General features: G+C 70.8%; 24 protein-coding genes. 8 read left to right on the top strand and 16 right to left on the bottom strand.

Features of this window, described 5'->3' with window-relative positions:
* Window positions 1–41: 41 nt before the first annotated feature.
* Window positions 42–863 carry an alpha/beta fold hydrolase gene (locus FXO23_RS08235; RefSeq protein ID WP_158882533.1) on the bottom strand — a complete coding sequence of 274 codons (822 nt, stop codon included), beginning with the start codon at window positions 861–863 and terminating at the stop codon, window positions 42–44.
* Between the two features lie 53 nt (window positions 864–916).
* Between FXO23_RS08235 and FXO23_RS08230 the strand changes: the two genes are divergently transcribed.
* Entirely contained in the window at window positions 917–1,447 is a 531-nt protein-coding gene (locus FXO23_RS08230) for a CGNR zinc finger domain-containing protein (RefSeq protein WP_158882531.1), read from the top strand.
* On the opposite strand, the gene FXO23_RS08225 is transcribed toward FXO23_RS08230, so the two are convergent.
* A complete protein-coding gene (locus FXO23_RS08225; protein WP_158882529.1) occupies window positions 1,420–2,334 on the bottom strand; it encodes an RNA polymerase sigma-70 factor in 915 nt (304 codons plus the stop codon). The genes FXO23_RS08230 and FXO23_RS08225 overlap by 28 nt on opposite strands.
* Before the next feature lie 28 nt (window positions 2,335–2,362).
* Window positions 2,363–2,800, bottom strand: coding sequence for a nitroreductase/quinone reductase family protein (locus tag FXO23_RS08220; protein WP_158882527.1), 438 nt, complete (start codon window positions 2,798–2,800; stop codon window positions 2,363–2,365).
* Window positions 2,801–2,851: 51 nt separating this feature from the next.
* Between FXO23_RS08220 and FXO23_RS08215 the strand changes: the two genes are divergently transcribed.
* Window positions 2,852–3,442: a TetR/AcrR family transcriptional regulator gene (locus FXO23_RS08215; protein ID WP_218951926.1), complete on the top strand. Its 591-nt coding sequence runs from the start codon at window positions 2,852–2,854 to the stop codon at window positions 3,440–3,442.
* A 32-nt stretch (window positions 3,443–3,474) separates the two neighbouring features.
* On the top strand, window positions 3,475–4,140 hold the full coding sequence (locus FXO23_RS08210) for an enoyl-CoA hydratase-related protein (RefSeq protein ID WP_158882525.1): 666 nt from the start codon (window positions 3,475–3,477) through the stop codon (window positions 4,138–4,140).
* On the opposite strand, the gene FXO23_RS08205 is transcribed toward FXO23_RS08210, so the two are convergent.
* From FXO23_RS08205 to FXO23_RS08185, 5 genes are all read right to left on the bottom strand, one after another.
* Window positions 4,121–4,525: a hypothetical protein gene (locus FXO23_RS08205; RefSeq protein WP_158882523.1), complete on the bottom strand. Its 405-nt coding sequence runs from the start codon at window positions 4,523–4,525 to the stop codon at window positions 4,121–4,123. The genes FXO23_RS08210 and FXO23_RS08205 overlap by 20 nt on opposite strands.
* Window positions 4,526–4,527: 2 nt before the next feature.
* Window positions 4,528–5,298: an SDR family oxidoreductase gene (locus tag FXO23_RS08200; RefSeq protein ID WP_158882521.1), complete on the bottom strand. Its 771-nt coding sequence runs from the start codon at window positions 5,296–5,298 to the stop codon at window positions 4,528–4,530.
* Window positions 5,299–5,390: 92 nt separating this feature from the next.
* Complete coding sequence (locus FXO23_RS08195) at window positions 5,391–5,741, bottom strand: winged helix-turn-helix transcriptional regulator (protein WP_158882519.1); 351 nt, start codon at window positions 5,739–5,741, stop codon at window positions 5,391–5,393.
* Window positions 5,742–5,940: 199 nt separating this feature from the next.
* Window positions 5,941–7,158, bottom strand: coding sequence for an MFS transporter (locus tag FXO23_RS08190; protein ID WP_158882517.1), 1,218 nt, complete (start codon window positions 7,156–7,158; stop codon window positions 5,941–5,943).
* Between the two features lie 22 nt (window positions 7,159–7,180).
* A complete protein-coding gene (locus FXO23_RS08185; RefSeq protein ID WP_158882515.1) occupies window positions 7,181–8,113 on the bottom strand; it encodes an alpha/beta fold hydrolase in 933 nt (310 codons plus the stop codon).
* A gap of 92 nt (window positions 8,114–8,205) precedes the next feature.
* Between FXO23_RS08185 and FXO23_RS08180 the strand changes: the two genes are divergently transcribed.
* A complete protein-coding gene (locus tag FXO23_RS08180) occupies window positions 8,206–9,195 on the top strand; it encodes a helix-turn-helix transcriptional regulator (RefSeq protein ID WP_158882513.1) in 990 nt (329 codons plus the stop codon).
* A gap of 85 nt (window positions 9,196–9,280) precedes the next feature.
* Here the strand turns inward: FXO23_RS08180 and FXO23_RS08175 are convergent, their stop codons facing one another.
* The 3 genes from FXO23_RS08175 to FXO23_RS08165 form a co-directional block, all read right to left on the bottom strand.
* Window positions 9,281–12,103: a vitamin B12-dependent ribonucleotide reductase gene (locus FXO23_RS08175; RefSeq protein WP_158882512.1), complete on the bottom strand. Its 2,823-nt coding sequence runs from the start codon at window positions 12,101–12,103 to the stop codon at window positions 9,281–9,283.
* Window positions 12,104–12,135: 32 nt separating this feature from the next.
* Window positions 12,136–12,630 carry a transcriptional regulator NrdR gene (gene nrdR / locus FXO23_RS08170; RefSeq protein ID WP_158882510.1) on the bottom strand — a complete coding sequence of 165 codons (495 nt, stop codon included), beginning with the start codon at window positions 12,628–12,630 and terminating at the stop codon, window positions 12,136–12,138.
* Between the two features lie 305 nt (window positions 12,631–12,935).
* Complete coding sequence (locus tag FXO23_RS08165; RefSeq protein ID WP_158882508.1) at window positions 12,936–13,403, bottom strand: LysM peptidoglycan-binding domain-containing protein; 468 nt, start codon at window positions 13,401–13,403, stop codon at window positions 12,936–12,938.
* Between the two features lie 248 nt (window positions 13,404–13,651).
* Here FXO23_RS08165 and lexA point away from each other — a divergent pair, with 248 nt between their 5' ends.
* Window positions 13,652–14,338: a transcriptional repressor LexA gene (lexA, locus tag FXO23_RS08160; RefSeq protein ID WP_179956718.1), complete on the top strand. Its 687-nt coding sequence runs from the start codon at window positions 13,652–13,654 to the stop codon at window positions 14,336–14,338.
* On the opposite strand, the gene FXO23_RS08155 is transcribed toward lexA, so the two are convergent.
* The 3 genes from FXO23_RS08155 to FXO23_RS08145 all read right to left on the bottom strand — a co-directional run bounded on the left by FXO23_RS08155 (window position 14,335) and on the right by FXO23_RS08145 (window position 17,387).
* Window positions 14,335–15,315: an SdiA-regulated/phytase-like domain-containing protein gene (locus tag FXO23_RS08155; RefSeq protein ID WP_158883030.1), complete on the bottom strand. Its 981-nt coding sequence runs from the start codon at window positions 15,313–15,315 to the stop codon at window positions 14,335–14,337. The two genes, lexA and FXO23_RS08155, sit on opposite strands and share 4 nt — an antisense overlap.
* Before the next feature lie 79 nt (window positions 15,316–15,394).
* Window positions 15,395–16,828 carry a GTPase HflX gene (gene hflX, locus FXO23_RS08150; RefSeq protein ID WP_158882506.1) on the bottom strand — a complete coding sequence of 478 codons (1,434 nt, stop codon included), beginning with the start codon at window positions 16,826–16,828 and terminating at the stop codon, window positions 15,395–15,397.
* Window positions 16,829–16,886: 58 nt separating this feature from the next.
* A complete protein-coding gene (locus FXO23_RS08145; RefSeq protein WP_158882504.1) occupies window positions 16,887–17,387 on the bottom strand; it encodes an ArsR/SmtB family transcription factor in 501 nt (166 codons plus the stop codon).
* A gap of 65 nt (window positions 17,388–17,452) precedes the next feature.
* Between FXO23_RS08145 and FXO23_RS08140 the strand changes: the two genes are divergently transcribed.
* Entirely contained in the window at window positions 17,453–18,712 is a 1,260-nt protein-coding gene (locus FXO23_RS08140; RefSeq protein WP_158882502.1) for an MFS transporter, read from the top strand.
* A gap of 14 nt (window positions 18,713–18,726) precedes the next feature.
* Window positions 18,727–19,086: a DoxX family protein gene (locus FXO23_RS08135; protein WP_158882500.1), complete on the top strand. Its 360-nt coding sequence runs from the start codon at window positions 18,727–18,729 to the stop codon at window positions 19,084–19,086.
* On the opposite strand, the gene dapF is transcribed toward FXO23_RS08135, so the two are convergent.
* Both dapF and miaA read right to left on the bottom strand, forming a co-directional pair.
* A complete protein-coding gene (gene dapF, locus FXO23_RS08130) occupies window positions 19,083–19,913 on the bottom strand; it encodes a diaminopimelate epimerase (RefSeq protein WP_158882498.1) in 831 nt (276 codons plus the stop codon). The two genes, FXO23_RS08135 and dapF, sit on opposite strands and share 4 nt — an antisense overlap.
* Window positions 19,914–19,923: 10 nt before the next feature.
* Window positions 19,924–20,823: a tRNA (adenosine(37)-N6)-dimethylallyltransferase MiaA gene (gene miaA / locus FXO23_RS08125; RefSeq protein WP_158882496.1), complete on the bottom strand. Its 900-nt coding sequence runs from the start codon at window positions 20,821–20,823 to the stop codon at window positions 19,924–19,926.
* A 255-nt stretch (window positions 20,824–21,078) separates the two neighbouring features.
* Here miaA and FXO23_RS08120 point away from each other — a divergent pair, with 255 nt between their 5' ends.
* The gene (locus tag FXO23_RS08120) at window positions 21,079–22,395 is read left to right on the top strand and encodes a DUF349 domain-containing protein (protein WP_158882494.1); all 1,317 of its coding nucleotides are present in this window, start codon (window positions 21,079–21,081) and stop codon (window positions 22,393–22,395) included.
* Window positions 22,396–22,484 lie beyond the last annotated feature (89 nt).

The following is a 22,484-nucleotide window of genomic DNA, read 5'->3' as shown; positions in this document are numbered from 1 at the left end:
CGGCACCACACCACACACCGAGAAAACCGCATTGGGGGATTTCACGCGAGGAAGTCGGCGAGGGTAGCGGTGAGCTGGGCCGGGGTGTCTTCCTGCACCAGGTGGCCCGCGCCGGGGAAGAGGCGGAGCCGGGCGCCCGGGATGGCGGCGGCGAGTTCGTGCGCCTTGGCCACCGGGATCCACGAATCCGCCTCGCCCCAGCACACCAGGGCCGGCAGGTCGAGTTCGCCGTAGCGGACCTGGATCTCGTCGGTATAGCGCTGGTCGGCTTGCGCGATCTGGCGGTAGAACGCGGGCTGGCCGCGTTCGCCGAGCCAGGGCGCCACCAGCCGGTCGAGCACCGCCGGATGCAGCCCGGGCCCGCTCGCCGAGCCCACGTACTCGCGCACCAGGGCGGCGTGCAGGGCGGGCGGGAGTCGCTCGAACACCACGCTGTTCGCTCCGACCAGCCGGAAGAAATCCGAACCCCAGGGTGCGAGGGCGACCGGATCGACGAGCGCGAGCCGGTCGTAGGCCACGGCGTGCAGGAGGTGCGCGCGCAGGGCGACCGCGCCGCCGAAGTCGTGGGCGACCACCCGCGGCGCGGTGAGCCCCCAGTGCGCCACGAGGTCGGCGAAGATCCGGGACTGCGCGGCGAGGGAGACGTCCTGACCGTCGCCCATCTCCGACTGCCCGTAGCCGAGCATGTCCCAGACGTGGACCTCGTAACGCCCGGCGAGCGCGCGAGCGATATCGCGCCAGACGAACGAGGAGAACGGCGTGCCGTGCAGGAGCACCACCGGTGGCCCGGCGCCGAGTTTGGCCCACCGCACCACGCCGTCCGGCGTCGCGAACTCCTCGGTGAGCCGCCAGTCGTCGCTCATGGTCCCCTCCCAGGCTGTTACCCACTGAACACCGAAGACGGTAACATCCAGAGGTGACGTTTTCGCGGGTCGATGCGCCCGGTGATCTGGGGCGGATCCAGGAGTTCTGCAATTCGGCGCGGTTCCTGCACGGGGAGGACGCGTTCGCCGATCCGGCCGGGGCCGCGGCGTGGTTGCGCGAGCACCGGCTGGTCGCCGGTTCGATCGCACTCGACCGGCGCAAGCTCGATCGGCTCGTCGAGGTCCGGGAAACGATCCGCGACCACCTCGGCGGAACCGATCCGGTGCGCACCTCGGCCGCGCTCAACCGCTTCGCCCGGCCCGCGCTGTCCGGTCCGGAATGGACGGCCACCGGCGAGCCGGTCGTGCGGCCGCGGGTGGATCTGGTCGGGCCGCTGCTCGCGATCCTGTTCACCGCCGGGATCACCGGTGAATCCGCGCGCCTCAAACCGTGCCAGGCCCCGGAATGCCGCTGGGTGTTCTACGACCGGTCCCCCGCCGGGAACAGCGTCTGGTGCAGCATGAACATCTGCGGCGCGCGGCACAAGATGCGCGCCTACCGCTCCCGGCTGGCGACTTCCTGATCGAGCGTCTGCCGCTCGACGATCGCGAGCTTGTCCGGGTTGGCGATGATCCGCAATCCGGTGACGCGCTCGTCGGCGATGTCGAACGCCAGCACGGCCCCGAGGGCGCCGTCGAGCCACGCGAGCACCCCGGGCCCGCCGTTGACTTCGGCGAGCGTGAATTCGACGTCCCGGGCGAACTTCGCCCAGCCACCGGCGAGGTAGCGCGCGATCTTGGTGGCGCCGAGGATCGGGCGGCGCGCGACGCCGACCCGGCCGCCGCCGTCTGCCCACGAGATCGCGTCGGCGGCCAGCAGCCGCTCCAGTCCCGGCAGGTCACCGTCCCGCGCGGCGGTGAGGAAACGCTCGACGAACCGGCGCCACTGCTCGCGGTCCGGCGTCCGGACCGGTCGCGCGGCGTCCGCGGTGACCCGTTCGCGGGCGCGGCGATGCAACTGGCGGCAATGGGGTTCGGTCAGCTCGACCAGTTCGGCGACCTCGCGATGGCTGTACCCGAACGCCTCGCGCAGCACGAACACCGCGCGTTCGGTCGGCGTCAGCCGTTCCAGGAGCACCAGCAGGGCCAGCGACACCGACTCGCGCTGCTCGGTGGTCTCCAGCGGCCCCAGGGCCCCGCCCTCGGTCACCACCGGTTCCGGCAGCCACTGGCCGATGTACTGCTCGCGCCGCGCGCGGGCCGAGGTGAGCCGGTTCAGGCAGAGGTTGGTGACCACTTTGGCCAGCCACGCCGACGGCGTCTCGATCGCGGCCCGGTCGGCGCCGTTCCAGCGCAGGAACGCGTCCTGCACGGCGTCCTCGGCCTCCTCCGCCGAACCGAGCAGGCGGTAGGCCAGGCCGAACAGGCGCGGGCGCTGCGCCTCGAACTCGTCCACCGAACCGGCCGTCACGCCTCGAGCCTGCCAGATGGCTCGAAGCTCAGGTCAGGCCGCCGCCCGGCCGGTAGTCCACCCGCACGGTGACCGGGTTGGTCTCCAGCGCGCGGAACCCGGCGGCGGCCAGCGCCTGGCTGAACCGGCCCGCGCCGAAGCCCCGCGCCCGGGCGCGCACATCGTCCTCGGGCAGCAGCCGGGCCACCCCGGAGTGCCAGTCCCGCCCGACGCGGACCCGCACCGCCGGGGACGCCTCGATGTTGTGCACCCATCCGGAACCCCGGCCGTGCTGGGCGATCAGCCACACCCCCTTGCGGTCCGGTGCGCCGGTCAGCGGCACGCGGCGGATCTTGCCGGTCACGCGGCCGACGGTCTCCAGCTCCACCAGCATGCGCGGGGCGAGGCCCAGCCGGGCCAGGCCGCGCGCCAGCGGATTGGCGAAGTAGCGGCCGACCAGGATCTCCATCCGACGTTTCCGGCTCATGTCGCCTCCCTGGACCGTCCTATGTCGACCAACATAACCTAGAGTGGGAGCATGGGACAACGCACGACCGGCCGCGATCGCATGATCACCGGCGCCATGCGGCTCTTCCGCGAGTACGGCGTCGCGGGCACGTCACTGGCCGACGTGGTGGAGCACAGCGAGGCGCCCCGCGGTTCGATCTACCACTACTTCCCCGGCGGCAAGGCCCAGCTCGCCGAGGAGGCCACCGCGCACGCCGGTCGCCTGATGGGCGCCACGATCAGTGCCCTGGTGGCCGCCGAGGGACCGGTCAAGGCGCTGAACCTGGTCGTCGAACACTTCCGGAAAGACCTGGTGGAAAGCGATTTCACCGCAGTGTGCCCGGTCCTGGCCGGTGCCCTGGACGGCGGTGAGTCCCCGGCCGCGCGCGAGGTGGCCGGGGAGGCGTTCAGCTCGTGGGAGGCCACCCTCTCGGCGGCGCTCTGGCAGCACGGCATCCCCGCCCGCCGCGCGGACCGGATGGCCACCACGGCCATCTCGGCGATCGAAGGCGCCCTCGTGCTGGCGCGGGCCCAGCGGAGCACGCGCCCGCTGGACCGGGTCGCCGAAGCGCTCGCGGAACAGGTCGGCGCCCTGCTGACCGCCTCGGAAACCCAGCCCTGAGTTATACCGATCCACATAGAAGTGAGGCGTACATGACCGCGAACGAACTGCCCGCCCTGACCCGCGACGGGGACGTGTTCGTGCTCGACCTCGGCGAAACCGAGAACCGGTTCTCCCCGGAGTGGCTGGACACCGTCGACGCGCTGCTGGACAAGGTCACCGAACAGGGCCCGGGCGCGCTCGTCACGATCGCGCGGGGCAAGTTCTGGTCCAACGGGCTCGACCTGGAATGGCTGACGGCCCACGGCGACGAGGCGCAGTCCTACGTGCACCGGGTGCACGGCCTGTTCTCCCGGGTGCTCACGCTGCCGGTGCCCACGGTCGCGGCGATCACCGGGCACGCGTTCGGCGCCGGGGCGATGCTGGCGATGGCGCACGACTTCCGGGTCATGCGGGCCGACCGCGGTTACCTCTGCTTCCCCGAGGTCGACATCCGCATCCCGTTCGCCCCGGGCATGGCCGCCCTGATCCAGGCCAAACTCACCCCGGCGACGGCCCGGACCGCGATGCTGACCGGGCGGCGGTACGGCGGCGCCGAGGCGGCCGAGGCGGGCCTGGTCGACGCGAGCGCGGCCGAGGACGCCGTGCGTTCGGCGGCCCTCGACCTGGTCCGCCCGCTGGCCGCGAAGGACCCCGGCACGCTGGGCGCCATCAAGTCGACCATGTACGCCTCGGTGGTCACCGCGCTGGCCGGTTAGCCGCCAGGCGGCGACTGGCGTACAGCAGCACCAGCGGGATCACCGCGCCCAGGCTGAGCAGGCTCAGCAGGGCGGCCGACTGACCGGGCGGGAGGTGCCCCAGGTACCGGGTGTGGATCACCACGTGCGCGGCGGAGAACACCAGGTACGCCAGCAGGGCCGGGACGACCAGGCGGCGTTCGGTGACGATCGTCGCGGCGCCGAGGATCACCGCCAGGGCCAGGTTCATCGCGCCGTAGTCGAGCATCAGGTGCTCGTTGTACGCCATGTGCATGTTCACCCACGGCAGGGCGAAGAACGAACGCGGTGCGCTCAGGATCCACCCGCCGAGGCCGAGTTGGATGAGGGTCAGGGCGGCCAGCCCCGCGCGAAGCCAGGTACGCATCCTCACACACCCTTCGCGGCGACGTGGGTGGCGAGGAACTCGTCGAAAGTGATCTTGCCGTCCGCGTGCTCCGGCGTCGTGTGGTGGCCCGCCCGGTACGCGGCGAAGAACGCACCCGGCACTCGCACCGGCAGCACCGGGCGGCGCCGTCCGGCGGCCCGCGAATGGGCTCGCGCGAGTTCGCGGGCGCCGCGGATCTCGGGGCCGCCCATATCCGGCACCCGCCCCGCGGGTTCGGCGACCGCGAGTTCGGCCAGCCGGTCGGCGACCTCACCGGCGTCGACCGGCTGGAAGTCGGTGCCGCTCAAGGTAAGCGTCACCGGAAGCCACCGCTGGATCGCGAAGATCTTGACGAGGAGTTCGTGGAACTGGGTGGTGCGCAGGATCGTCCACGGCAGCCCCGACTCTTCGATGATCCGTTCGGAGTCCAGTTTGGCCCGGTAGTAGAAGAACGGCAGCCGGTCGATGCCGACGATCGAGATGTAGACCAGATGCGGGTTCCCGGCGCGGCGCGCGGCCTCCACCAGGTTCCGGGTCGCCGCCACATCCTTCGCGCCGAGGGTGGTGGCGCAGTGGACGATAGTGTCCACATCGGACACGGCATCGGCGATTCCGGTGCCGTCCTCGAGGTTTCCCGTCGCCCAGGAGTGCGGCGCGTCTTCGGCGTGCGGGCGGCGGCTGAGCACGCGCACCGCGTGCCCGGCTCCGATGAGCCGCTGGACGACCAACCGGCCGAGGGTGCCGGTGCCGCCGGTCACCAGGATCGGTTCCATCGCGAGTTCCTTCCGTCGAAGCGATTGCACCCGCGTAGAACCGGCCAAGCCCGCCGAACGTGACGGGGTGTGCCGCGCACCACCCCGTCCGGTCAGCCGACGGGCTCGTGGACGCAGCGCGCCTCGGCGATCCGCCGCATGTGCTTCTCACCCCATTCGCCGAGCGGCTCCAGGGCCTCGTTGAGCGAAACACCGAACTCGGTCAGCGAATACTCCACCCGCGGCGGCACTTCGTGGTAGACCTCGCGATGCACCAGGCCGACGGCCTCCATCTCGCGGAGCGACTGGATCAGCATCTTCTCGCTGATGCCCGGCACGTGCCGCTTCAATTCCCCGAACCTGCGGTGCTGGGTGTGCAAGGCCCACAGGATCATCGCCTTCCACTTACCGCCCACCACATCCACGGCGGCGTCCAGACCGCAGCTGTAGACCTTCTGCTTCATGCCCGACCCCTTTACTTACCAATTGGCAGGTACTTGAGGTTATTGCCGGTACTTGCGGATAGTCAACCAAGCCCTCGCGATGCGGGTGGCGGGCTTCGGGAACCTCATCGAGGTGCCGCGGAACGTGCACGACACTGCGCCGAACCGAGACGTCACGGTCGTGGGTTCCAGCAGGCAGCTCTCCGGTTACGCCGGCTAGTCACACCTCAACCGGGACTTCCGCGGGCTCACCGGGTCCACGCCGTCCGGCCTTCTTCTCCCGTAACGCGATACCGACCGCGGCGGCGACCGCGAGCGCTTCCACACCCGCGGCGGCCCACCCGATGGCGGCGACGCCGCCCCCGGCGAGCGCGGCGGAGCCGAGGACGCCACCGAGGGAGATGCCGAGGTAGATCGCGCTGGTGTTGAGCGAAAGGACGACCCCGGCCTGCTCCGGGACGAGCCCGACCAGGCGGTGTTGCTGGATCGGGGCGAAGGACCAGCCGAAGACACCCCACACCGCGAGCACCACGGCGGACGCGACGGCACCCGCGCCACCGGACACGCCGAACGCGGCAAGGACGCCGAAGGCGGCGAGCGCGACGGTCAACCCGCTCGTGCTGACCACGACCAGCCACATCACCGGGTAGCGGTCCGCGGCACGCCCGCCGAGGACGTTGCCGATGCTGGCCGCCAGTCCGAAGATCAGCAGCCACGCGCTCAGCGCCCCGCCGGTCACGCCGTCGATGCTCGCGAGCACCGGGCCGAGGTAGGTCAGCACGGTGAACGCCCCCGCGATCCACAGCACGGTGAGCACGAGCGCACCCGGCACCCCGCGGGCGCGGGCCACCGCGACGCGTTCCCGCATCCCCGCGGCACGCGCGGAACGCAGGGGTGGCAGCAGGACGGCGAGCCCGGCGGTGGCCACCGCGCCGAGCGCGGCCACGGCCAGGAACGTCGCCCGCCAACCGAACGCCCCACCGACCAGCGTGCCGAGCGGCACCCCGATCGCGGTGGCGACCGAGATTCCCGCGGACACGGTCGCCAGTGCGCGCCCGCGCCGTTCGGCGGTGGCCAGCGCGGCGGCGGCCGCGGCCGCCGCCGGGGCGAACATCGCGGCGGCGAGCGCGGCCACCACGCGCAAGGCGAGCATCGCCGGATACGAATCCACCATCGCGGTCACGACATTGGCGACGGTGAAGACCGCGAGGCTGCCGATCAGGATCGAGCGCCGGGGCAGCCCCGCGGTCGCGACACCGAGCAGGGGCGCGCCGAGGGCGTAGGCGAGCGCGAACACGGTGACGAGTTGCCCGGCGGCGCTTTCGGACACCGCCAGCTCGCGGGCGACGTCCGGGAGCAGCCCGGTGATGACGTAACCGTCGGTGCCGAGGGCGAACATGCCGACCGCGAGCAGGAGCAGTTGGGCACGGGTGGACAAGAAAGGAACCTCCACAAAGGACTCAGTGCGCGTGCAGGAAGAGTTCGAGCAGGGCAAGCAACGGTTCCGGGGCGTCTTCGGGGGTGAAGTGGCCCGCGCCGGCGAGCTCGACGATCGGCGCTTCCGGGAACGCGGCTCGGAAGGCCGGAATCACATACCGCGGCAACAGGGCCGTGTCGCACATGCCCTCGGCGAGCATCGCTGGTTTGGCACGCAGTTCCGCGACCGCGGCGGGATCGGGCGGCGCCGTTGTTTCTTCGTTGGGCGCGACGAGTTGTTGCGGGAACCGGAGCACGCCACGGCATTCCGCCCGGCTCGTGAAATGCGCGGCGTAGGCGCGGATCCAGGTCGGGGTCACGATTTCCGGGCGGGTGACGGTCTGCAGCGCGAGCATCAGGTGGGTGATCGTGCTTCCGGCGTTGCCGAGCACCTCCTCCAGGGAGCCGTCGGCATGCGCGGCGCGGGCCCAGCGGAACCAGGCGCTGTCGGCGAGGTTGGCGGCCATGAGCTCGGCGTAGCCGGGCAGTCCGAGCGGGAGCACGGTGTTCGTGGCGAAGACGCGGGCGATCCGCCCGGGGTGCCGCAGCGCGAAACCGGTGCCGATCGGGCCGCCCCAGTCGTGCAGCACCAAGGTGATCCGGTCCAGGTCCAGCACGTCCGTGAGCAGCATCTCGAGGTTGTCGATATGCTCACCGGCGAGGTAGCTGGAGTCGGCGGGCGTGGCGCTCTTGCCGAATCCCATGTGGTCGGGCACCACCACCCGGTGGGTGCGAGACAGCGGGCCGATCAGGTGCCGCCACAGGTAGCCCCAGGTCGGTTCGCCGTGCAGCAGCACGAGGGTTTCCGCCGCCTCGCGCGGACCCTCGTCGACGTAGTGCTGGCGGAATCCGGCCTTTTCCGTGTAGCGGGCCGGAAACGGCCAGGTGCGGTCGAAGTCTTCCTCGGCGGAAATCATGTCTCCCCTTCGCGGCTCGATTCGCTTACCGAGCGAAGCTACGACGGCTTCCCTGACACCTTTTGTCAGTGGAGTGCGCGAGACTTACCGGCATGCGCGCGAGCCGGTTGGTGTCGACCCTGATGCTGTTGCAGACCCGGGGCCGGATGACGGCCCAGGAACTCGCCGAGGCACTCGAGGTGTCCGTTCGCACGGTGTACCGGGATATGGAGTCGCTCAGCGCGGCCGGGGTGCCGCTGTACGGCGAGCCGGGACACGACGGCGGGTACCAGTTGCTCGACGGTTACCGGACCCGGTTGACCGGGCTCACCACCGGCGAGGCGGAGTCGCTGTTCCTGGCCGGGCTGCCCACGGCGGCCGCCGATCTCGGCCTGGGCGCCGTGGTGACCGCGGCCCAGCTCAAGCTGATGGCCGCGTTACCGGCGGAGTTGGCCGAGCGGGCCGGACGGATCTCCGAACGGTTCCACCTCGACGCGCCGTCGTGGTACCGCGATGGCGACCATGCCCCGCACCTGACGACCGTCGCCGACGCGGTGTGGAACCAGCGCGTCCTGCACATGCGCTACGAGCGATGGGCGAAACCCCACGAGGTCACCCGTACCGTGCACCCGTTCGGTCTGGTGCTCAAGGCGGGCCACTGGTACCTGGTCGCCCGCGGCGAGGGCCACCTGCGGACCTACCGGGTCTCCCGGATCCTGGCGGTCGAGGTCCTCGCCGAGTCGTTCGAACGCCCGGCCGACTTCGACCTGGTCACCCACTGGCAGCAGTACCTCGCCCAGTTCGACGCCCGCCGGCGCAGCGGCGAGGCGACCCTGCGCCTGTCCCCGCACGCGCTCGCGCACCTGCCGAACCTGCTGGAACCCGCCCTGGTCGAGGCCGCCCGCGAAACCGCGACGGAACCGGACGCCGACGGCTGGGTCCAGGTCACCATCCCCATCGAATCCCCTGGCCACACCCTCCCCGAACTCCTCAAACTCGGCGCCGACGCGGAAATCCTCACCCCACCCGAACTCCGCGCCCAGCTCACCGAAACCCTCAAGGCCATGACCCGCCGCTACGAACGCGTCGCCCCACGGTCATGATCGGCGCGGAGCGGGTGCTCGACCTGGTGGGAAAGCCTGATGGGGTGTCCGCGCCATCGGCGGACACCCCATCAGGATCCTTGAATCAGCTGCAGCCGGAGGTGGCGCCGCAGCCTTCGCAGGCGTAGCAGGAGCCCGCCGGGCGCATCTTGGTGCCGCAGGTCATGCACAGCGGGGCGTCGGCGGCCTTGCCGAGGCGGAGTTCCATCAGCTCGGTGGTGGTGTGCGCCTCGCGGGCCGGGTCGGCCTCCTTCGCGGGAGTCGTGGCGCTGGTGGCGTCCACGCTGCTGCGCAAGGCTTCCAGGTCGACGTTCTCCTGCTCGGTGGCCGGGGCGCCGTAGTCGGCCTCGACCTGGGCCGAGCGTTCGTCGGCGGTGAAGATGCCGAGCTGCGAACGCTTTTCGTAGGGCAGGTAGTCCAGCGCGAGGCGGCGGAACAGGTAGTCCAGGACGCTGGTGGCGATCCGGACGTCCGGGTCGTCGGTCATCCCGGCCGGTTCGAAGCGCAGGTTGGAGAACTTGGAAACGTAGAACTCCAGCGGAATCCCGTACTGCAGACCGACCGAAATGGACATCGAGAACGCGTCCATCACACCGGCCAGCGTCGAGCCCTGCTTGCCGAGCTTGACGAAGATCTCGCCCAGGCCGTCGTCCGGGTACGAGCCCGCGTGCAGGTAGCCTTCCGCGCCGCCGACGGTGAAGGACACGGTCTGGCTCGGGCGCTTCTTCGGCAGCCGCTTGCGAACCGGCCGGTACTCGACGACCTTCTCCGGCTCGGCCTCCGCCTTGTCCTTCTTCGCGGTGGACAGCGGCTGGCCGACCTTGCAGTTGTCGCGGTAGATCGCCAGCGCCTTCAGCCCGAGCTTCCAGCCCTGGAAGTAGATCCCCTCGATGTCCTCCACGGTGGCCGACTCCGGCATGTTCACCGTCTTGGAGATGGCGCCGGAGATGAACGGCTGCACCGCGGCCATCATCCGCACGTGGCCCATCGGCGCGATGGACCGCTCACCGACCGCGCAGTCGAACACCTCGTAGTGCTCGGGGCGCAGGCCCGGCGCGTCGACCACGTGGCCGTGCTGGGCGATGTACTCGACGATCGCCTCGACCTGCTCGTCCTGGTAGCCCAGCGAGGTCAGCGCGCGCGGCACGGTCTGGTTGACGATCTGCATGGAACCGCCGCCGACCAGCTTCTTGAACTTCACCAGCGAGAAGTCCGGTTCGATGCCGGTGGTGTCGCAGTCCATCATGAAGCCGATGGTGCCGGTGGGCGCGAGCACGCTCGCCTGCGCGTTGCGCCAGCCGTTGGCCGTGCCGATCTCGATGCCGCGCTTCCATTCCGCGGTGGCCACCTCGCGCACCGCGGCGTCGTTCTCGTGGTAGGTGCGGATCAGCTCGTTCGCGGCCGCGTGCTTGCGCATCACGCGCTGGTGCGGCTCCGCGTTGCGGGCGTAGCCCTCGTAGGCGCCGACCACTCCGGCCAGTTCGGCGGACCGGCGGTACGAGACACCGGTCATCAGCGAGGTGATCGCCGCGGCGAGCGCCCGGCCGCCGTCGGAGTCGTAGGCGTGCCCGAGCGCCATCAGCATCGCGCCCAGGTTCGCGTAGCCGATGCCCAGCTGGCGGAACTTGCGCGTGGTGTCGCCGATCGCCTCGGTCGGGAAGTCCGCGAAGCAGATGGAGATGTCCATCGCGGTGATCACGAACTCGACGGCCTTGACGAACAGCCGCGCGTCGAACCGGCCGTCGTCGGTGACGAACTTGAGCAGGTTCAGCGAGGCGAGGTTGCAGCTGGAGTTGTCCAGGTGCATGTACTCCGAGCACGGGTTGGACGCGGTGATGCGGCCGGATTCGGGGCAGGTGTGCCAGTCGTTGATCGTGCTGTCGTACTGCAGGCCCGGGTCGGCGCATTCCCACGCCGCCTGCGCCATGGACCGGAACAGCTTCTTCGCGTCGACGCGCTCGAGCACTTCGCCGGTCATCCGCGCGCGGAGCCCGAAGTCGCCCTTGTTCTCCACGGCCTGCATGAACTCGTCGGAGACGCGCACGGAGTTGTTCGCGTTCTGGTACTGCACCGAGGTGATGTCCGCGCCGGACAGGTCCATGTCGAACCCGGCGTCGCGCAGGACCTTGATCTTCTCTTCCTCGCGCGCCTTGGTCTGGATGAACTCTTCGATGTCCGGGTGGTCGACGTCGAGGACGACCATCTTCGCCGCGCGCCGGGTGGCGCCGCCGGACTTGATGGTGCCCGCCGAGGCGTCCGCGCCGCGCATGAAGGACACCGGGCCGGACGCGGTGCCGCCCGAGGACAGCAGTTCACGCGAGGAGCGGATCCGGGACAGGTTCAGGCCGGCGCCGGAGCCGCCCTTGAAGATCAGGCCCTCCTCGCGGTACCAGTTGAGGATCGACTCCATGGTGTCGTCCACGGCGAGGATGAAGCACGCCGAGACCTGCTGCTTCGAGGTCGTGCCGACGTTGAACCAGACCGGCGAGTTGAAGCTGAACACCTGGTGCAGCAGCATCCAGGTCAGTTCGTGCTCGAAGATCTCCGCGTCGGCCGGGGTGGCGAAGTAACCGTTGTCGGTACCGGCCTTCACGTAGGTCCTGACCACGCGATCGATGAGCTGCTTCAGGCTGCTCTCACGCTGCGGGCTGCCGACCGCGCCGCGGAAGTACTTGCTGGTGACGATGTTGGTGGCGTTCACCGACCAGAACTCGGGGAACTCCACGCCCCGCTGCTCGAAGTTCACCGAGCCGTCGCGCCAGTTGGTCATCACCACATCGCGCTTCTCCCAGGCCACCTCGTCGTACGGGTGCTTGCCCTCGGTGGTGAACACGCGCTTGATCGCCAGCCCCCGCTTGGCCTTTCGGCTCGTCTTGCGGGTGGTCTCCGCGCCCACGGTCTCCGTCATAAAGCTCTCCCTCACTCCAGCGCGCACCGGCGTCAGTCGCCGGGCTCGCTTCCTTCGCCTTCGTCCGGCGCGGTCGAACCCGCCATGGCCTTGCGAAGGTCCGAGATCTCCTTCTCGAAGTCCTCGACCGAGGAGAAGGAACGGTAGACACTGGCGAACCGGAGGTAGGCGACCTCGTCGAGCTCGCGGAGCGGGCCGAGAATGGCCAGCCCGACCTCGTGGCTCGGGATCTCGGCGACCCCGGCGGACCGGATCGACTCCTCGACGCGCTGCGCGAGCTGCTGCAGCGCGTCGTCGTCCACCGGCCTGCCCTGGCAGGCGCGCGCGACTCCCCGGACCACCTTGTCCCTGCTGAACTGCTCGGTGACCCCGGAACGCTTCACGACGGCGAGCACCATCGTCTCCGAGGTGGTGAACCGGCGACCGCATTCGGAGCACGACCTCCGGCGGCGGATCGCCTGACCTTCATCCACTTCACGGGAGTCGACGACCCGGGAATCGGCATGGCGGCAGAACGGGCAACGCATCCGCCGATCACCTTCCCCTTCACGACGGCTACCACGGGCATCCGGACCGCCACGCGCGGTATGACCTGTTGATCATTCTGTGGATGCCCAGTGGGTGAACACCGGCAAACTGTGGACAACCTGTTCCCAGTCTACCCCAACCTATGGACCAACTACAGCCGTGTAACTACTATATATAGCGGTCGACCATAGATCGCAGGGGTATCCCGCGCAAGCTCCTCAACCGGGTGAAGAAGATCGTGTCGCACCATCGGAGCCCTCCCCTGCCCCGGGTTTTCACCCGACCGCGTCGCCGCGGCCGCGGGTCAGCGCGACTGGGCGGGGACGGTCAGCGGAAGGCCCGGGGTGAGCGCGGCGCCGCCGAGGCCGTTCAGCTCCTGGATCCGGGCGACGACCGCGGACGGATCGCTGTCCGGGGCGAACCGCTCGGCCAGGTCCCACAGGGTTTCCCCGGCGCCGACCGGCACGGTGACGGTCTGCGCGGGCACCGCCGGAGCCATCTCGTTCGCGAACGCGCCGAGCCCCGCGACCACCAGACCCGTCGCCACGGCGAGCCCGGCCAGCCACGGCCACCGCACCGGCAGGCGACGCGGCGCGCAGTCCGCCACCGGGGACGGCCGCCGCCCGGCGACCACCCGGGCCCGCGTCGGCGGGCGCCGCAGCTCGCCCGCCCGCGGATGCCGCCGCACCTGGCGCAGCGGCGCCCCCGCACGAGGGGTGGCGTGGGTGGCCGAACCGCCACCGACCAGGCCTTCGTCAACCAGAACCGCCATCTCGGAACCTCCTCACAAGTCCCACCGCTCCGGTGGCGCTCCGCGGTGCCACCGGGTCGAACACGCGTTCTATCGAACGCCCGTGCGAATGTGTACCACCCGGCACCGACAAAATCGAGAGCCTGCGGCGTGTCGTTCGAACAAATGTTTGAAATCAGCCGGACGGCGGGCTAGCGTCGGTGATCAGGACACCGAAGTCGGCCGGGTGCGCTACGCGGACGGTCGGCGACAAGCTGGAAGGAAGCGCAGTGGCAGGCAACAAGGACCAGACCGGAGGCAAGGTACACCCCCTCCCGGAGGTCGAGGACGCCGAAGAGGGCCTGACCGCGCGGCAGCAGCAGGTGCTCGAGGTGATCAGGGCGTGGGTGGAGCGCTTCGGCTACCCGCCGAGCGTGCGCGAGATCGGCGAGGCGGTCGGGCTCACCTCGACCTCGTCGGTGTCCCACCAGCTCCGCGCCCTTCAGCGGAAGGGCTACCTGCGGCGGGACGCGAACCGGCCGCGCGCGGTCGGCGTGCTCACCGCGCAGGCCGAGGCGACGACCGCGATCAGCGAACTGCCGAAGCCCGCATACGTGCCGCTGGTCGGGCGCATCGCCGCCGGCGGCCCGGTGCTCGCCGAGCAGGCCATCGAGGACGTCTTCCCGCTGCCGAAGGACATCGTCGGCGAAGGTGACGTCTTCCTGCTCAGCGTCACCGGCGATTCGATGATCGACGCGGCGATCACCGATGGCGACTGGGTGGTCGTGCGGCAGCAGCCGAACGCGGAGAACGGCGACATCGTGGCCGCGATGATCGAGGGCGAGGCGACGGTCAAGACCTTCAAGCGCAAGGACGGCCACGTCTGGCTGATCCCGCACAACGACGCCTACGAACCGATCCCCGGCGACGACGCCACCATCCTCGGCAAAGTAGTGGCGGTATTGCGCAGGCTTTAGCGGCGGGCGCGGCGGCGGAGGCGGTTGACGCCGAACAGCAGCAGGCCCGCGACTCCCACGGCGATCACGATCCCGGGCAGCACCGGGACACCGGATCCGCCGGAAGAAGCGTTTCCCTGGGGATCACCGGCCACGGCCCGGGCATCACCCTGCCGATCGGCGACGAGCGCCGCCGCGCCGCGCACCGCTCGCAGGGGTTGCCCGGCGCCTTCGGTCCCGGACAGCAGCGTGCCGTCCGGGTCGAACGCGATCGCTTCACCCTGCTTCTCGTTCGGGAGCGGGACGCGCACCGGTTCCCGGCCCAGCGCGGCGACCACGTCGCCGTCCGGAGCCGGGTACAGGTAGGCGTCGGTGTAGGTGCGCAGGGCGATCACCTTGCCGTCCGGGGTGGACGCCGCCCCGGTCACCAGCACCGAACCGAGCGAACCCACCGGCCCGCCCGGGGTGTCGGTGGTCTTCAGGCTCACCGAACCGGCCTTCTCCAGGGCGGTCGGTCCCGGGCTCGCGAGTTTCCCGGCCGGGCGGTAGATCGTGGCCTCGCCCAGCACGTTCTTGGTGATGAGGAACGGCGTCCCGGACCGGTCGAGCAGCAGCGCCTCGGTGTCGTGCTGGCCGTCCGGGTAGGTCAGCCGGTACAGCGTCGACTTGCCCTGCGGGGTGACCGCGTGCAGCGCCACGGTGTCCCGTTGCTTGCGGTTGTCCCCGGTGTCGGCGAGCCACAGCGTGCCGTCCGCCCCGCGCGCGAGGTCTTCGACGTCGAAGGGATCGGTCGGGCTGGTGATCACCTTCCGCACGCCGCAGTCGCGCCCGAGCACGAAGATCTCGATCCGGCTGCCGCCGTCGTTGATCGCGTACCGGTTTTCACCGTCGCTCGCCAGCCCGGACAGCTCCCCGACCCGCTTGTCGTTGATCGTGCACACCGTCTCGGGGGCGGCCGGTTCGGCGGCGCCCGCCGCCGGGGCGGTGAGCACCGACATGCCGACCAGGAAGGCCGCGAGGGCCAGCAGGCTACGCCCGTGAAGAGTCACGACCTCCACGGTACTGAGAACGGGCGGTTCAGGCTGGTGAGCCGTTCACCGCGAAACGCTCCAGCGCGGAAGCCAGATCCGGGCGCACCCGGGCCCGCAGCCGCGTGCCTTCGGGCATGTGCTCCTCGTCCAGCACCTCGCCGTCCGCGTGCACCCGGGCGACCAGTTCACCGCGGGTGTACGGCACCACTGCCTCCACGACCAGTTCCGGGCGCGGCAGCCGGTCCGCGATCGCCTCGATCAGCTCGGTCACGCCTTCCCCGGTCCGCGCCGAGACCACCACCGCGCCGGGCAGCAGGTGCCGCAGCCGGGCCAGTGCCAGTTCGTCCGCCGCGTCCGCCTTGTTGATCACGATCAGTTCGGGCGGCAGCGGGTCGGACCGGCGCTGGGTGATGTCGGCCAGCACCTCGCGCACGGCGTTGACCTGCTCCTCGGGCGCCGGATCGGAGCCGTCCACCACGTGCAGCAGCAGATCCGCGTCGGCGGCCTCGTCCAGCGTGGACCGGAACGCGTCGACCAGCTGGTGCGGCAGGTGGCGCACGAAACCGACGGTGTCGGTCAGCGTGTACGTCCGCCCGTCCGGCGTCTCCGAGCGCCGCGTGGTCGGATCGAGGGTGGCGAACAGCGCGTCCTCGACCAGCACGCCCGCGCCGGTGATGGCGTTCAGCAGGCTGGACTTGCCGGCGTTGGTGTAGCCGACGATGGCCACGCTCGGCACCTCGTTGGCGATCCGGCGGCCGCGTTTGGTCTCGCGGATGGTGTCCATCGCGGCGATCTCGCGCCGCAGCTTGGACACCCGCTTGTTGATCCGCCGGCGATCGGTCTCCAGCTTGGTCTCACCGGGACCGCGCAGGCCCACGCCGCCGTTCGCGCCACCGGCGCGGCCACCGGCCTGCCGGGACAGCGATTCACCCCAGCCGCGCAGCCGCGGGATGAGGTACTGCAGCTGGGCCAGCTCGACCTGCGCCTTGCCCTCCCGGGAACGCGCGTGCTGGGCGAAGATGTCCAGGATCAGCGCGGTCCGGTCGATCACCTTGACCTTGAGCTTGGCCTCCAGCTGACGCAGCTGGCCGGGCGACAGCTCACCGTCGCAGATCACCGTGTCGGCCCCGGTGGAGACCACGACGTCGAACAGCTCGCGCACCTTGCCCGAGCCGATGTAGGTGGCCGGATCCGGCCGGTCCCGCCGCTGCACCAGGCCTTCGAGGATTTCCGAGCCCGCCGTTTCGGCGAGCCGGGCCAGTTCGGCCAGCGATGCCTCGGACTGCTCGGCGGTGCCTTCGGTCCACACCCCCACCAGCACCACGCGCTCCAGGCGGAGCTGGCGGTACTCGACTTCGGTGACGTCCGCGAGCTCCGTGGACAGCCCCGCGACGCGGCGCAGTGAAGCGCGGTCTTCGAGTTCGAGCTCGCCGACGGAGACTTCGTCGTCGAGGAGATCGTTGTGTGTCAGTTCTGTCATCGTCCTTCCATGGTCCCACGATCCGGCGGCATGGCCGAATCATTTAGGGGCTGGGGTATCAAGGGCTGGGGTACAGCGAGAGATAGATCGCGGTGCGGTCCGCGTCCGGATCCACCGGGCGTTGTTTGAACTCTTCGAGCAGCGCGTACAGCCGCCGTTCGAGTTCGGCGCTCTGCTCGGCGTCGAGCTGCACGACCAGCCGGGTCTGCCGTACCGGATCGATTCCGGTTTCGGCGATCTCGGCGAGGTACGCCTCGAGCATCGCTTCTCCGATGCCATCGCCGTGCGGTCCGTCCAGGTTCCACGAGAGACCGGTCGACAGGTACGGGATCTCCTTCGCTCCGCGCGCGCCGCGCCGCGCCGGTTGGGGCGCCAGGAACCCGGTGTCCACCAGCTTGCGCACGTGGTGCAGCGTGGTCGCCGGATCGCGGCCGAGCCGTTCCGCCAGCTCCTTGTTGGTCAGCGCCTCGGTGAAGGTCAACCGGATGATGCGCAGCCTTATTCCCGAAGCCAGCGCGGCGGCCTCGGCCTCGGTCGCCTTCCTTCGCGTGGTGCTCACCGCCGACAGCCTAGGGCCGCCGAAGTGATTGACACTTTCCAATCACTTCCGCGAGGCTGTCCGCCATGCGCCGAGACTCCCTGTGGTTCCACCCGGACTTCCGCCGGTTGTGGGCCGGTGACACGGTCAGCCAAGTTGGCACTTTCGTGGGACACACCGTGCTGCCGATGATCGCGGTGACCGCGCTCTCGGCGTCGGCGTTCGAGACCGGGTTGCTCACCGCGGCGGAAAACGCGGCGTTCCTGCTGATCGGGCTCCCGGCCGGGGTCTGGGTGGACCGGCTGCGCCGCCGCCCGCTCATGCTGCGCGCCGACTTCTTCCGGGCCGCCCTGCTGTTCACCGTGCCGCTCGCCTGGTGGCTGGACATGCTCACCCTCGCCCAGCTGGTCGTGGTGGCGCTGCTGGTCAGCGTCGGCACGGTGTTCTTCGACGTGGCCTACCAGTCGTACCTGCCGTCCCTGGTCGGCCGCGGCCAGCTGGTCGAGGGCAACGCGAAACTGCAGGCCAGCCAGTCGGTCGCGCAGATCACCGGACCGGGCGTCGGCGGCGGGCTCGCGCAGCTCGCCGGCGCGGCGAACGCGGTGCTCGTCACCGGATTCGGTTACCTGGCGTCGGGCCTGTTCCTGCTGCGCATCAAGGCGAGCGAACCCGCCCCGGAACCGCACGACGGCAGCGGGCTCGGCGCCCGGATCGCCGAGGGCCTGCGGTTCGTCTTCGGCAACCCGGCCCTGCGGGCGATCACCCTCTGCACGTCGACGGCGAACCTCGCGAACAACGTCTTCCTCGCGGTCCAGATCCTGTACCTCATCCGCGAACTCGGCCTGTCCCCGGCGGCCACCGGCGCGGTCCTGGCGGTCGGCGGCGCGGGCGGCGTCCTCGGCGCGCTCACCGCGACCTGGTGGACCCGGCGGATCGGCCAGGCCCGGGCGATCTGGCTGGTCATGCTGGTGTGCGCGCCCGCGATGCTGCTCGTCCCGCTGGCCGGTCCCGGGTGGCGGATCGGCCTGCTGCTCCTCGGGCTGGCGATCTTCGACTACGGCGTGATCGTCTACAACGTCGCCCAGGTGAGCTACCGGCAGGCGATCTGCCCGGACCGGCTGCTCGGCCGGATGAACGCGAGCGTCCGGTTCGTGGTCTGGGGCACCATGCCGATCGGCGGGCTGCTCGGCGGCGCGCTCGGGGAATGGCTCGGCGTGCGCGGCACGGTGTGGGTGGCCGCCGTCGCGGCGCCGCTCACCGTCGTCCCGCTGCTGCTCTCGCCGCTGCGCCGGATGCGCGACATCCCCGATGTCACAGGTTCGCCCGCCCTCTCGTCCCCGGTGTGAAGGAGGCGAATCCGATGAACGTCGCATTGTGGATCTCCCAGGGGCTGCTGGCCTTGACCTGCGCGGTTTCCGGCAGCTTGAAGTCGACCATGTCGATGGAGCGCATGCTGGCCACCGGGCAGACCGGGGTGCGGGGCTTTCCGCTGCCGGTGATCCGGGTGGTCGCGGGTGCCGAACTGCTCGCCGCGCCCGGCCTGATCCTGCCCTGGTGGACTGGCATCGCGCCGGTGCTCACCCCGCTCGCCGCCTGCAGTTTCGGCGTGCTCATGATCGGCGCGGCGCTCTCGCACGGCAGGCTGCGCGAGTTCGGCTCGGTCTCGGTGAACCTGCTGCTGTGCGCGCTGTGCGTGTTCGTCGCGGCCGGGCGCTTCTAGCGCGCGGCTTCCCACCAGGCTTCGTCGAGCTCGCCGCGGGCCACGAACTCGGCGGGACCGGTCAGCGTCGACGCGCCGCGTTCCACCGAGACCGTCACCCGCCCGCCCGGGATGTCCACTGTGGACGTTCCGTGGTCGGCGCCGGCCAGGTGCAGGGTGGCGGCGACCGCAGCCACGGTCCCGGTGCCGCAGGCCCGGGTCTCGCCGACGCCGCGCTCGTACACCCGCATGCGCAGCGCGCCCTCGCCGAGCGACTGCACGAACTCCAGGTTGACCCCGTCCGGGAAGATGTCCCGGTCGTAGTCCGGCTGTTCCCGCAGGTCGAGGAATTCGACGTCCTCACCGGCGTCGGACACCAGGTGCGGGTTGCCGACGTCCACCGCCACCCCGGAGAACGGCTGCCCGGCGACCACGGTCACCGAGGTGCCGGTGATCGTCGCCGGTCCCATGTGGACGGTCACGGACCGGTCCGGGTGCACCCGCACCGGCCGGTCGCCCGCGCGGCTGCCGACGGTGAACTCGTCCCCGGTGACCAGCCCGGCGTCGACCAGGTAGCGGGCGAACACCCGCACGCCGTTGCCGCACATCTCGGCGACCGAACCGTCCGCGTTGCGGTAGTCCATGAACCACTCGGCGGTGACGTCCGCCTCCGGCCGCAGGACTTCGGTGCGGATCACCCGCAGCACACCGTCCGCGCCGAGCCCGCGCTGCCGGTCGCACAGTGCGGCCACCCGGCCCGGGGTCAGCTCCAGCCGGCCATCCGGATCGGGCAGCAGCACGAAGTCGTTCTGGGTGCCATGCCCCTTGAGGAATCCGATGCCAGCCATGCGCACAAGATTATCCGGCGACCACGGACAGCACCCGATCGGCCAACCCCTCGGCGGCGCCGTCGAACCAGTGGATCCGCGCGTCCCGGCGGAACCAAGATCGTTGCCGCCGCACGAAACGCCGGGTCGCCTGGGCGGTGGCCTGCGCCGCCGCGGCGAAGTCGCCGCCCGCGTCGAGCGCCTCGAGCACCTGCTGGTAGCCGAGCGCCCGCGACGCGGTCTTCCCCGCGCGCAGCCCGCGTGCCTCCAGCGCGCGCACCTCGTCGACCAGACCGTTCGCGAACATCCGCTCGACCCGCAGGTCCACCCGGGCGTCCAGCTCGGCGGTCTCGCGGTCGACCCCGATCAGCACGGTGTCGTAGCGCGGGGGTCCCGGCCGCGGCAGGTTCGCCGAGAACGGGCGGCCGGTGAGCTCGATGACTTCCAGCGCACGCACGATCCGGCGGACGTTGCCCGGCAGGATCGCGGCCGCGGCCTCCGCGTCGAGTGCGGCGAGCCGCTCGTGCAGGGCCGCCGCGCCCGCCTCGGCCGCCTCCGCCTCCAGCCGGGCGCGCACGTCCGGATCGGTGCCGGGGAAGCGCAGGTCGTCGAGCACCGCCTGCACGTACAGTCCGGAGCCACCGGCGAGCACCGGGACCCGGCCGGCGGCCAGCAGGCGTTCGACCACCGCCCGCGCCTCGCGCTGGTAGGCGGCGACCGAGGCCGTCTCGGTCACGTCGAGCACGTCGAGCAGGTGGTGCGGCACGCCGCGCATCTCTTCGGCGGTCAGCTTCGCGGTGCCGATGTCCATCCCCCGGTAGAGCTGCATCGCGTCCGCGTTGATCACTTCGCCCCCCAGTTCACGCGCGAGCGTGACGGCCAGGTCGGACTTGCCGGTCGCGGTGGGACCCACTACGGCGACCGGCCTCATCCGGTTCTCTCAGATAGGCACAGCGTGATCACGCTGGCCGAGGTTACCCGGCGTGGCGGCCGGGTTTCGATGAGCGTCTTCCGATCGCAGGATCACCCGCTCGATTCCTTCGTCGAGTACCACGAGCCGCGCTGAACTGCTTGAATGCGGCGAGGGATCGTTTGGTCCCTGCGATCCACGTGCTTGCACGACCCGGCCCCGCCGCTGGCGGGGCGCCCGCCGGCCGGCGGGCCTACGGCCGAGAAGGAGCCTGCGATGGCCGACGAAACCACAGACAACGGCACCCCGGCGCCGCACCCGGTGCCGCACGCGCTCACCAGCGCCGGACAGGGCGCTCCGCCGGTGCCACCGGCGGAGCCGAACCCTTCGCGGTGGGGGCGCGTGGACGCCGAGGGCACGGTGTACGTGCGCACCGCCGACGGCGAACGCGCGGTCGGCGTGTGGCAGGCCGGTACCCCGGACGAGGGACTGGAGCATTACGCGCGCCGGTTCGACGATCTGCGCACCGAGGTGGAGTTGCTGGAGACCAGGCTGGCCTCGGGCGCCGGCGATCCGAAGCACGCGCTGTCGAGTGCGACCCAGTTGCGCGACGGGCTCGCCGAGGCCGCCGTGGTCGGCGACCTCGCCGCGCTGAGCGCCCGGGTCGAGCAGGTCATCGCGCACGCCGAGAGCGCGCTCGCCACCGCCAAGCAGGAACGCGAGCAGGCCCGGTCGGCCGCGGTGGCCCGCAAGCAGGCGCTGGCCGAGGAGGCCGAGAAGATCGCCGCGGAGTCCACCCAGTGGAAGGCCGCGGGCGACCGGCTGCGGGCGATCCTGGACGAGTGGAAGACGATCAAGGGCGTCGACCGCAAGACCGACGACGAGCTGTGGAAGCGGTTCTCCAAGGCGCGCGAGGCGTTCAACCGGCGGCGGGGTTCGCACTTCGCCGAACTGGACAAGCAGCGCGCGGGCGCCAAGGCGCGCAAGGAGGAGCTGATCGCCGAGGCCGAATCGCTGGTCGACTCGTCCGACTGGGGTCCCACCGCGGCCCGGTACAAGGAGCTGATGAGCGAGTGGAAGGCGGCCGGGCGCGCGCCGAAGGACAGCGACGAGGCGCTCTGGCAACGGTTCCGCGGTGCGCAGGACAAGTTCTTCGCGCGCCGGTCGGCGGCCTTCTCCGAGCGGGACGCCGAATTCGCCGGTAACGCGGCGAAGAAGGAGGAGTTGCTGGCCGAGGCGGAGAAGATCGATCCGGCGGCCAACCTGGACGCGGCCAAGGCACACTTCCGCAAGATCCAGGAACGCTGGGACGAGGTGGGCAAGGTGCCGCGGGAGCGGATCCGCGACCTCGACGGGCGGCTCAAGGCCATCGGGGACAAGATCCGGGCCGCCGAGGACAGCAAGTGGCGCCGGACCGATCCGGAGGCCCAGGCCCGGGCGGCGCAGTTCCGCGAGCGGGCCGAGCAGTTCGAGGCCCAGGCCGCCAAGGCCCGCGCCGCCGGAGACGAGCGCCGCGCGAAGAAGGCCGAGGAACAGGCCGCCCAGTGGCGTGAATGGATGGAAGCCGCCGAGAACGCCGTCGCCGACCGCTAGCCGACCAGTCCGGGGTCGTGAGTGTTCGGACCGGTTAGAACCGGCCGGGTAACTAGTCAGGTCCGCTGTCGGGTGGTGGTCGTCGTGCT

This window comes from Amycolatopsis anabasis (assembly GCF_009765355.1).
In the GTDB taxonomy this organism is placed as follows: domain Bacteria; phylum Actinomycetota; class Actinomycetes; order Mycobacteriales; family Pseudonocardiaceae; genus Amycolatopsis; species Amycolatopsis anabasis.
Note: the sequence above shows the minus strand (reverse complement) of the source record. Positions and strands in the feature narration are given on the sequence as shown.

Coding starts and splice junctions, on each gene's coding strand:
- FXO23_RS08235 (WP_158882533.1), bottom strand. CDS start 863: ATGAGCGACGACTGGCGGCTCACCGAGGAGTTCGCGACGCCGGACGGC.
- FXO23_RS08220 (WP_158882527.1), bottom strand. CDS start 2,800: ATGAGCCGGAAACGTCGGATGGAGATCCTGGTCGGCCGCTACTTCGCC.
- FXO23_RS08215 (WP_218951926.1), top strand. CDS start 2,852: ATGGGACAACGCACGACCGGCCGCGATCGCATGATCACCGGCGCCATG.
- FXO23_RS08210 (WP_158882525.1), top strand. CDS start 3,475: ATGACCGCGAACGAACTGCCCGCCCTGACCCGCGACGGGGACGTGTTC.
- FXO23_RS08205 (WP_158882523.1), bottom strand. CDS start 4,525: ATGCGTACCTGGCTTCGCGCGGGGCTGGCCGCCCTGACCCTCATCCAA.
- FXO23_RS08200 (WP_158882521.1), bottom strand. CDS start 5,298: ATGGAACCGATCCTGGTGACCGGCGGCACCGGCACCCTCGGCCGGTTG.
- FXO23_RS08195 (WP_158882519.1), bottom strand. CDS start 5,741: ATGAAGCAGAAGGTCTACAGCTGCGGTCTGGACGCCGCCGTGGATGTG.
- FXO23_RS08185 (WP_158882515.1), bottom strand. CDS start 8,113: ATGATTTCCGCCGAGGAAGACTTCGACCGCACCTGGCCGTTTCCGGCC.
- FXO23_RS08180 (WP_158882513.1), top strand. CDS start 8,206: ATGCGCGCGAGCCGGTTGGTGTCGACCCTGATGCTGTTGCAGACCCGG.
- FXO23_RS08175 (WP_158882512.1), bottom strand. CDS start 12,103: ATGACGGAGACCGTGGGCGCGGAGACCACCCGCAAGACGAGCCGAAAG.
- nrdR (WP_158882510.1), bottom strand. CDS start 12,630: ATGCGTTGCCCGTTCTGCCGCCATGCCGATTCCCGGGTCGTCGACTCC.
- FXO23_RS08165 (WP_158882508.1), bottom strand. CDS start 13,403: ATGGCGGTTCTGGTTGACGAAGGCCTGGTCGGTGGCGGTTCGGCCACC.
- FXO23_RS08155 (WP_158883030.1), bottom strand. CDS start 15,315: ATGTCGGTGCTCACCGCCCCGGCGGCGGGCGCCGCCGAACCGGCCGCC.
- hflX (WP_158882506.1), bottom strand. CDS start 16,828: ATGACAGAACTGACACACAACGATCTCCTCGACGACGAAGTCTCCGTC.
- FXO23_RS08140 (WP_158882502.1), top strand. CDS start 17,453: ATGCGCCGAGACTCCCTGTGGTTCCACCCGGACTTCCGCCGGTTGTGG.
- FXO23_RS08135 (WP_158882500.1), top strand. CDS start 18,727: ATGAACGTCGCATTGTGGATCTCCCAGGGGCTGCTGGCCTTGACCTGC.
- dapF (WP_158882498.1), bottom strand. CDS start 19,913: ATGGCTGGCATCGGATTCCTCAAGGGGCATGGCACCCAGAACGACTTC.
- miaA (WP_158882496.1), bottom strand. CDS start 20,823: ATGAGGCCGGTCGCCGTAGTGGGTCCCACCGCGACCGGCAAGTCCGAC.
- FXO23_RS08120 (WP_158882494.1), top strand. CDS start 21,079: ATGGCCGACGAAACCACAGACAACGGCACCCCGGCGCCGCACCCGGTG.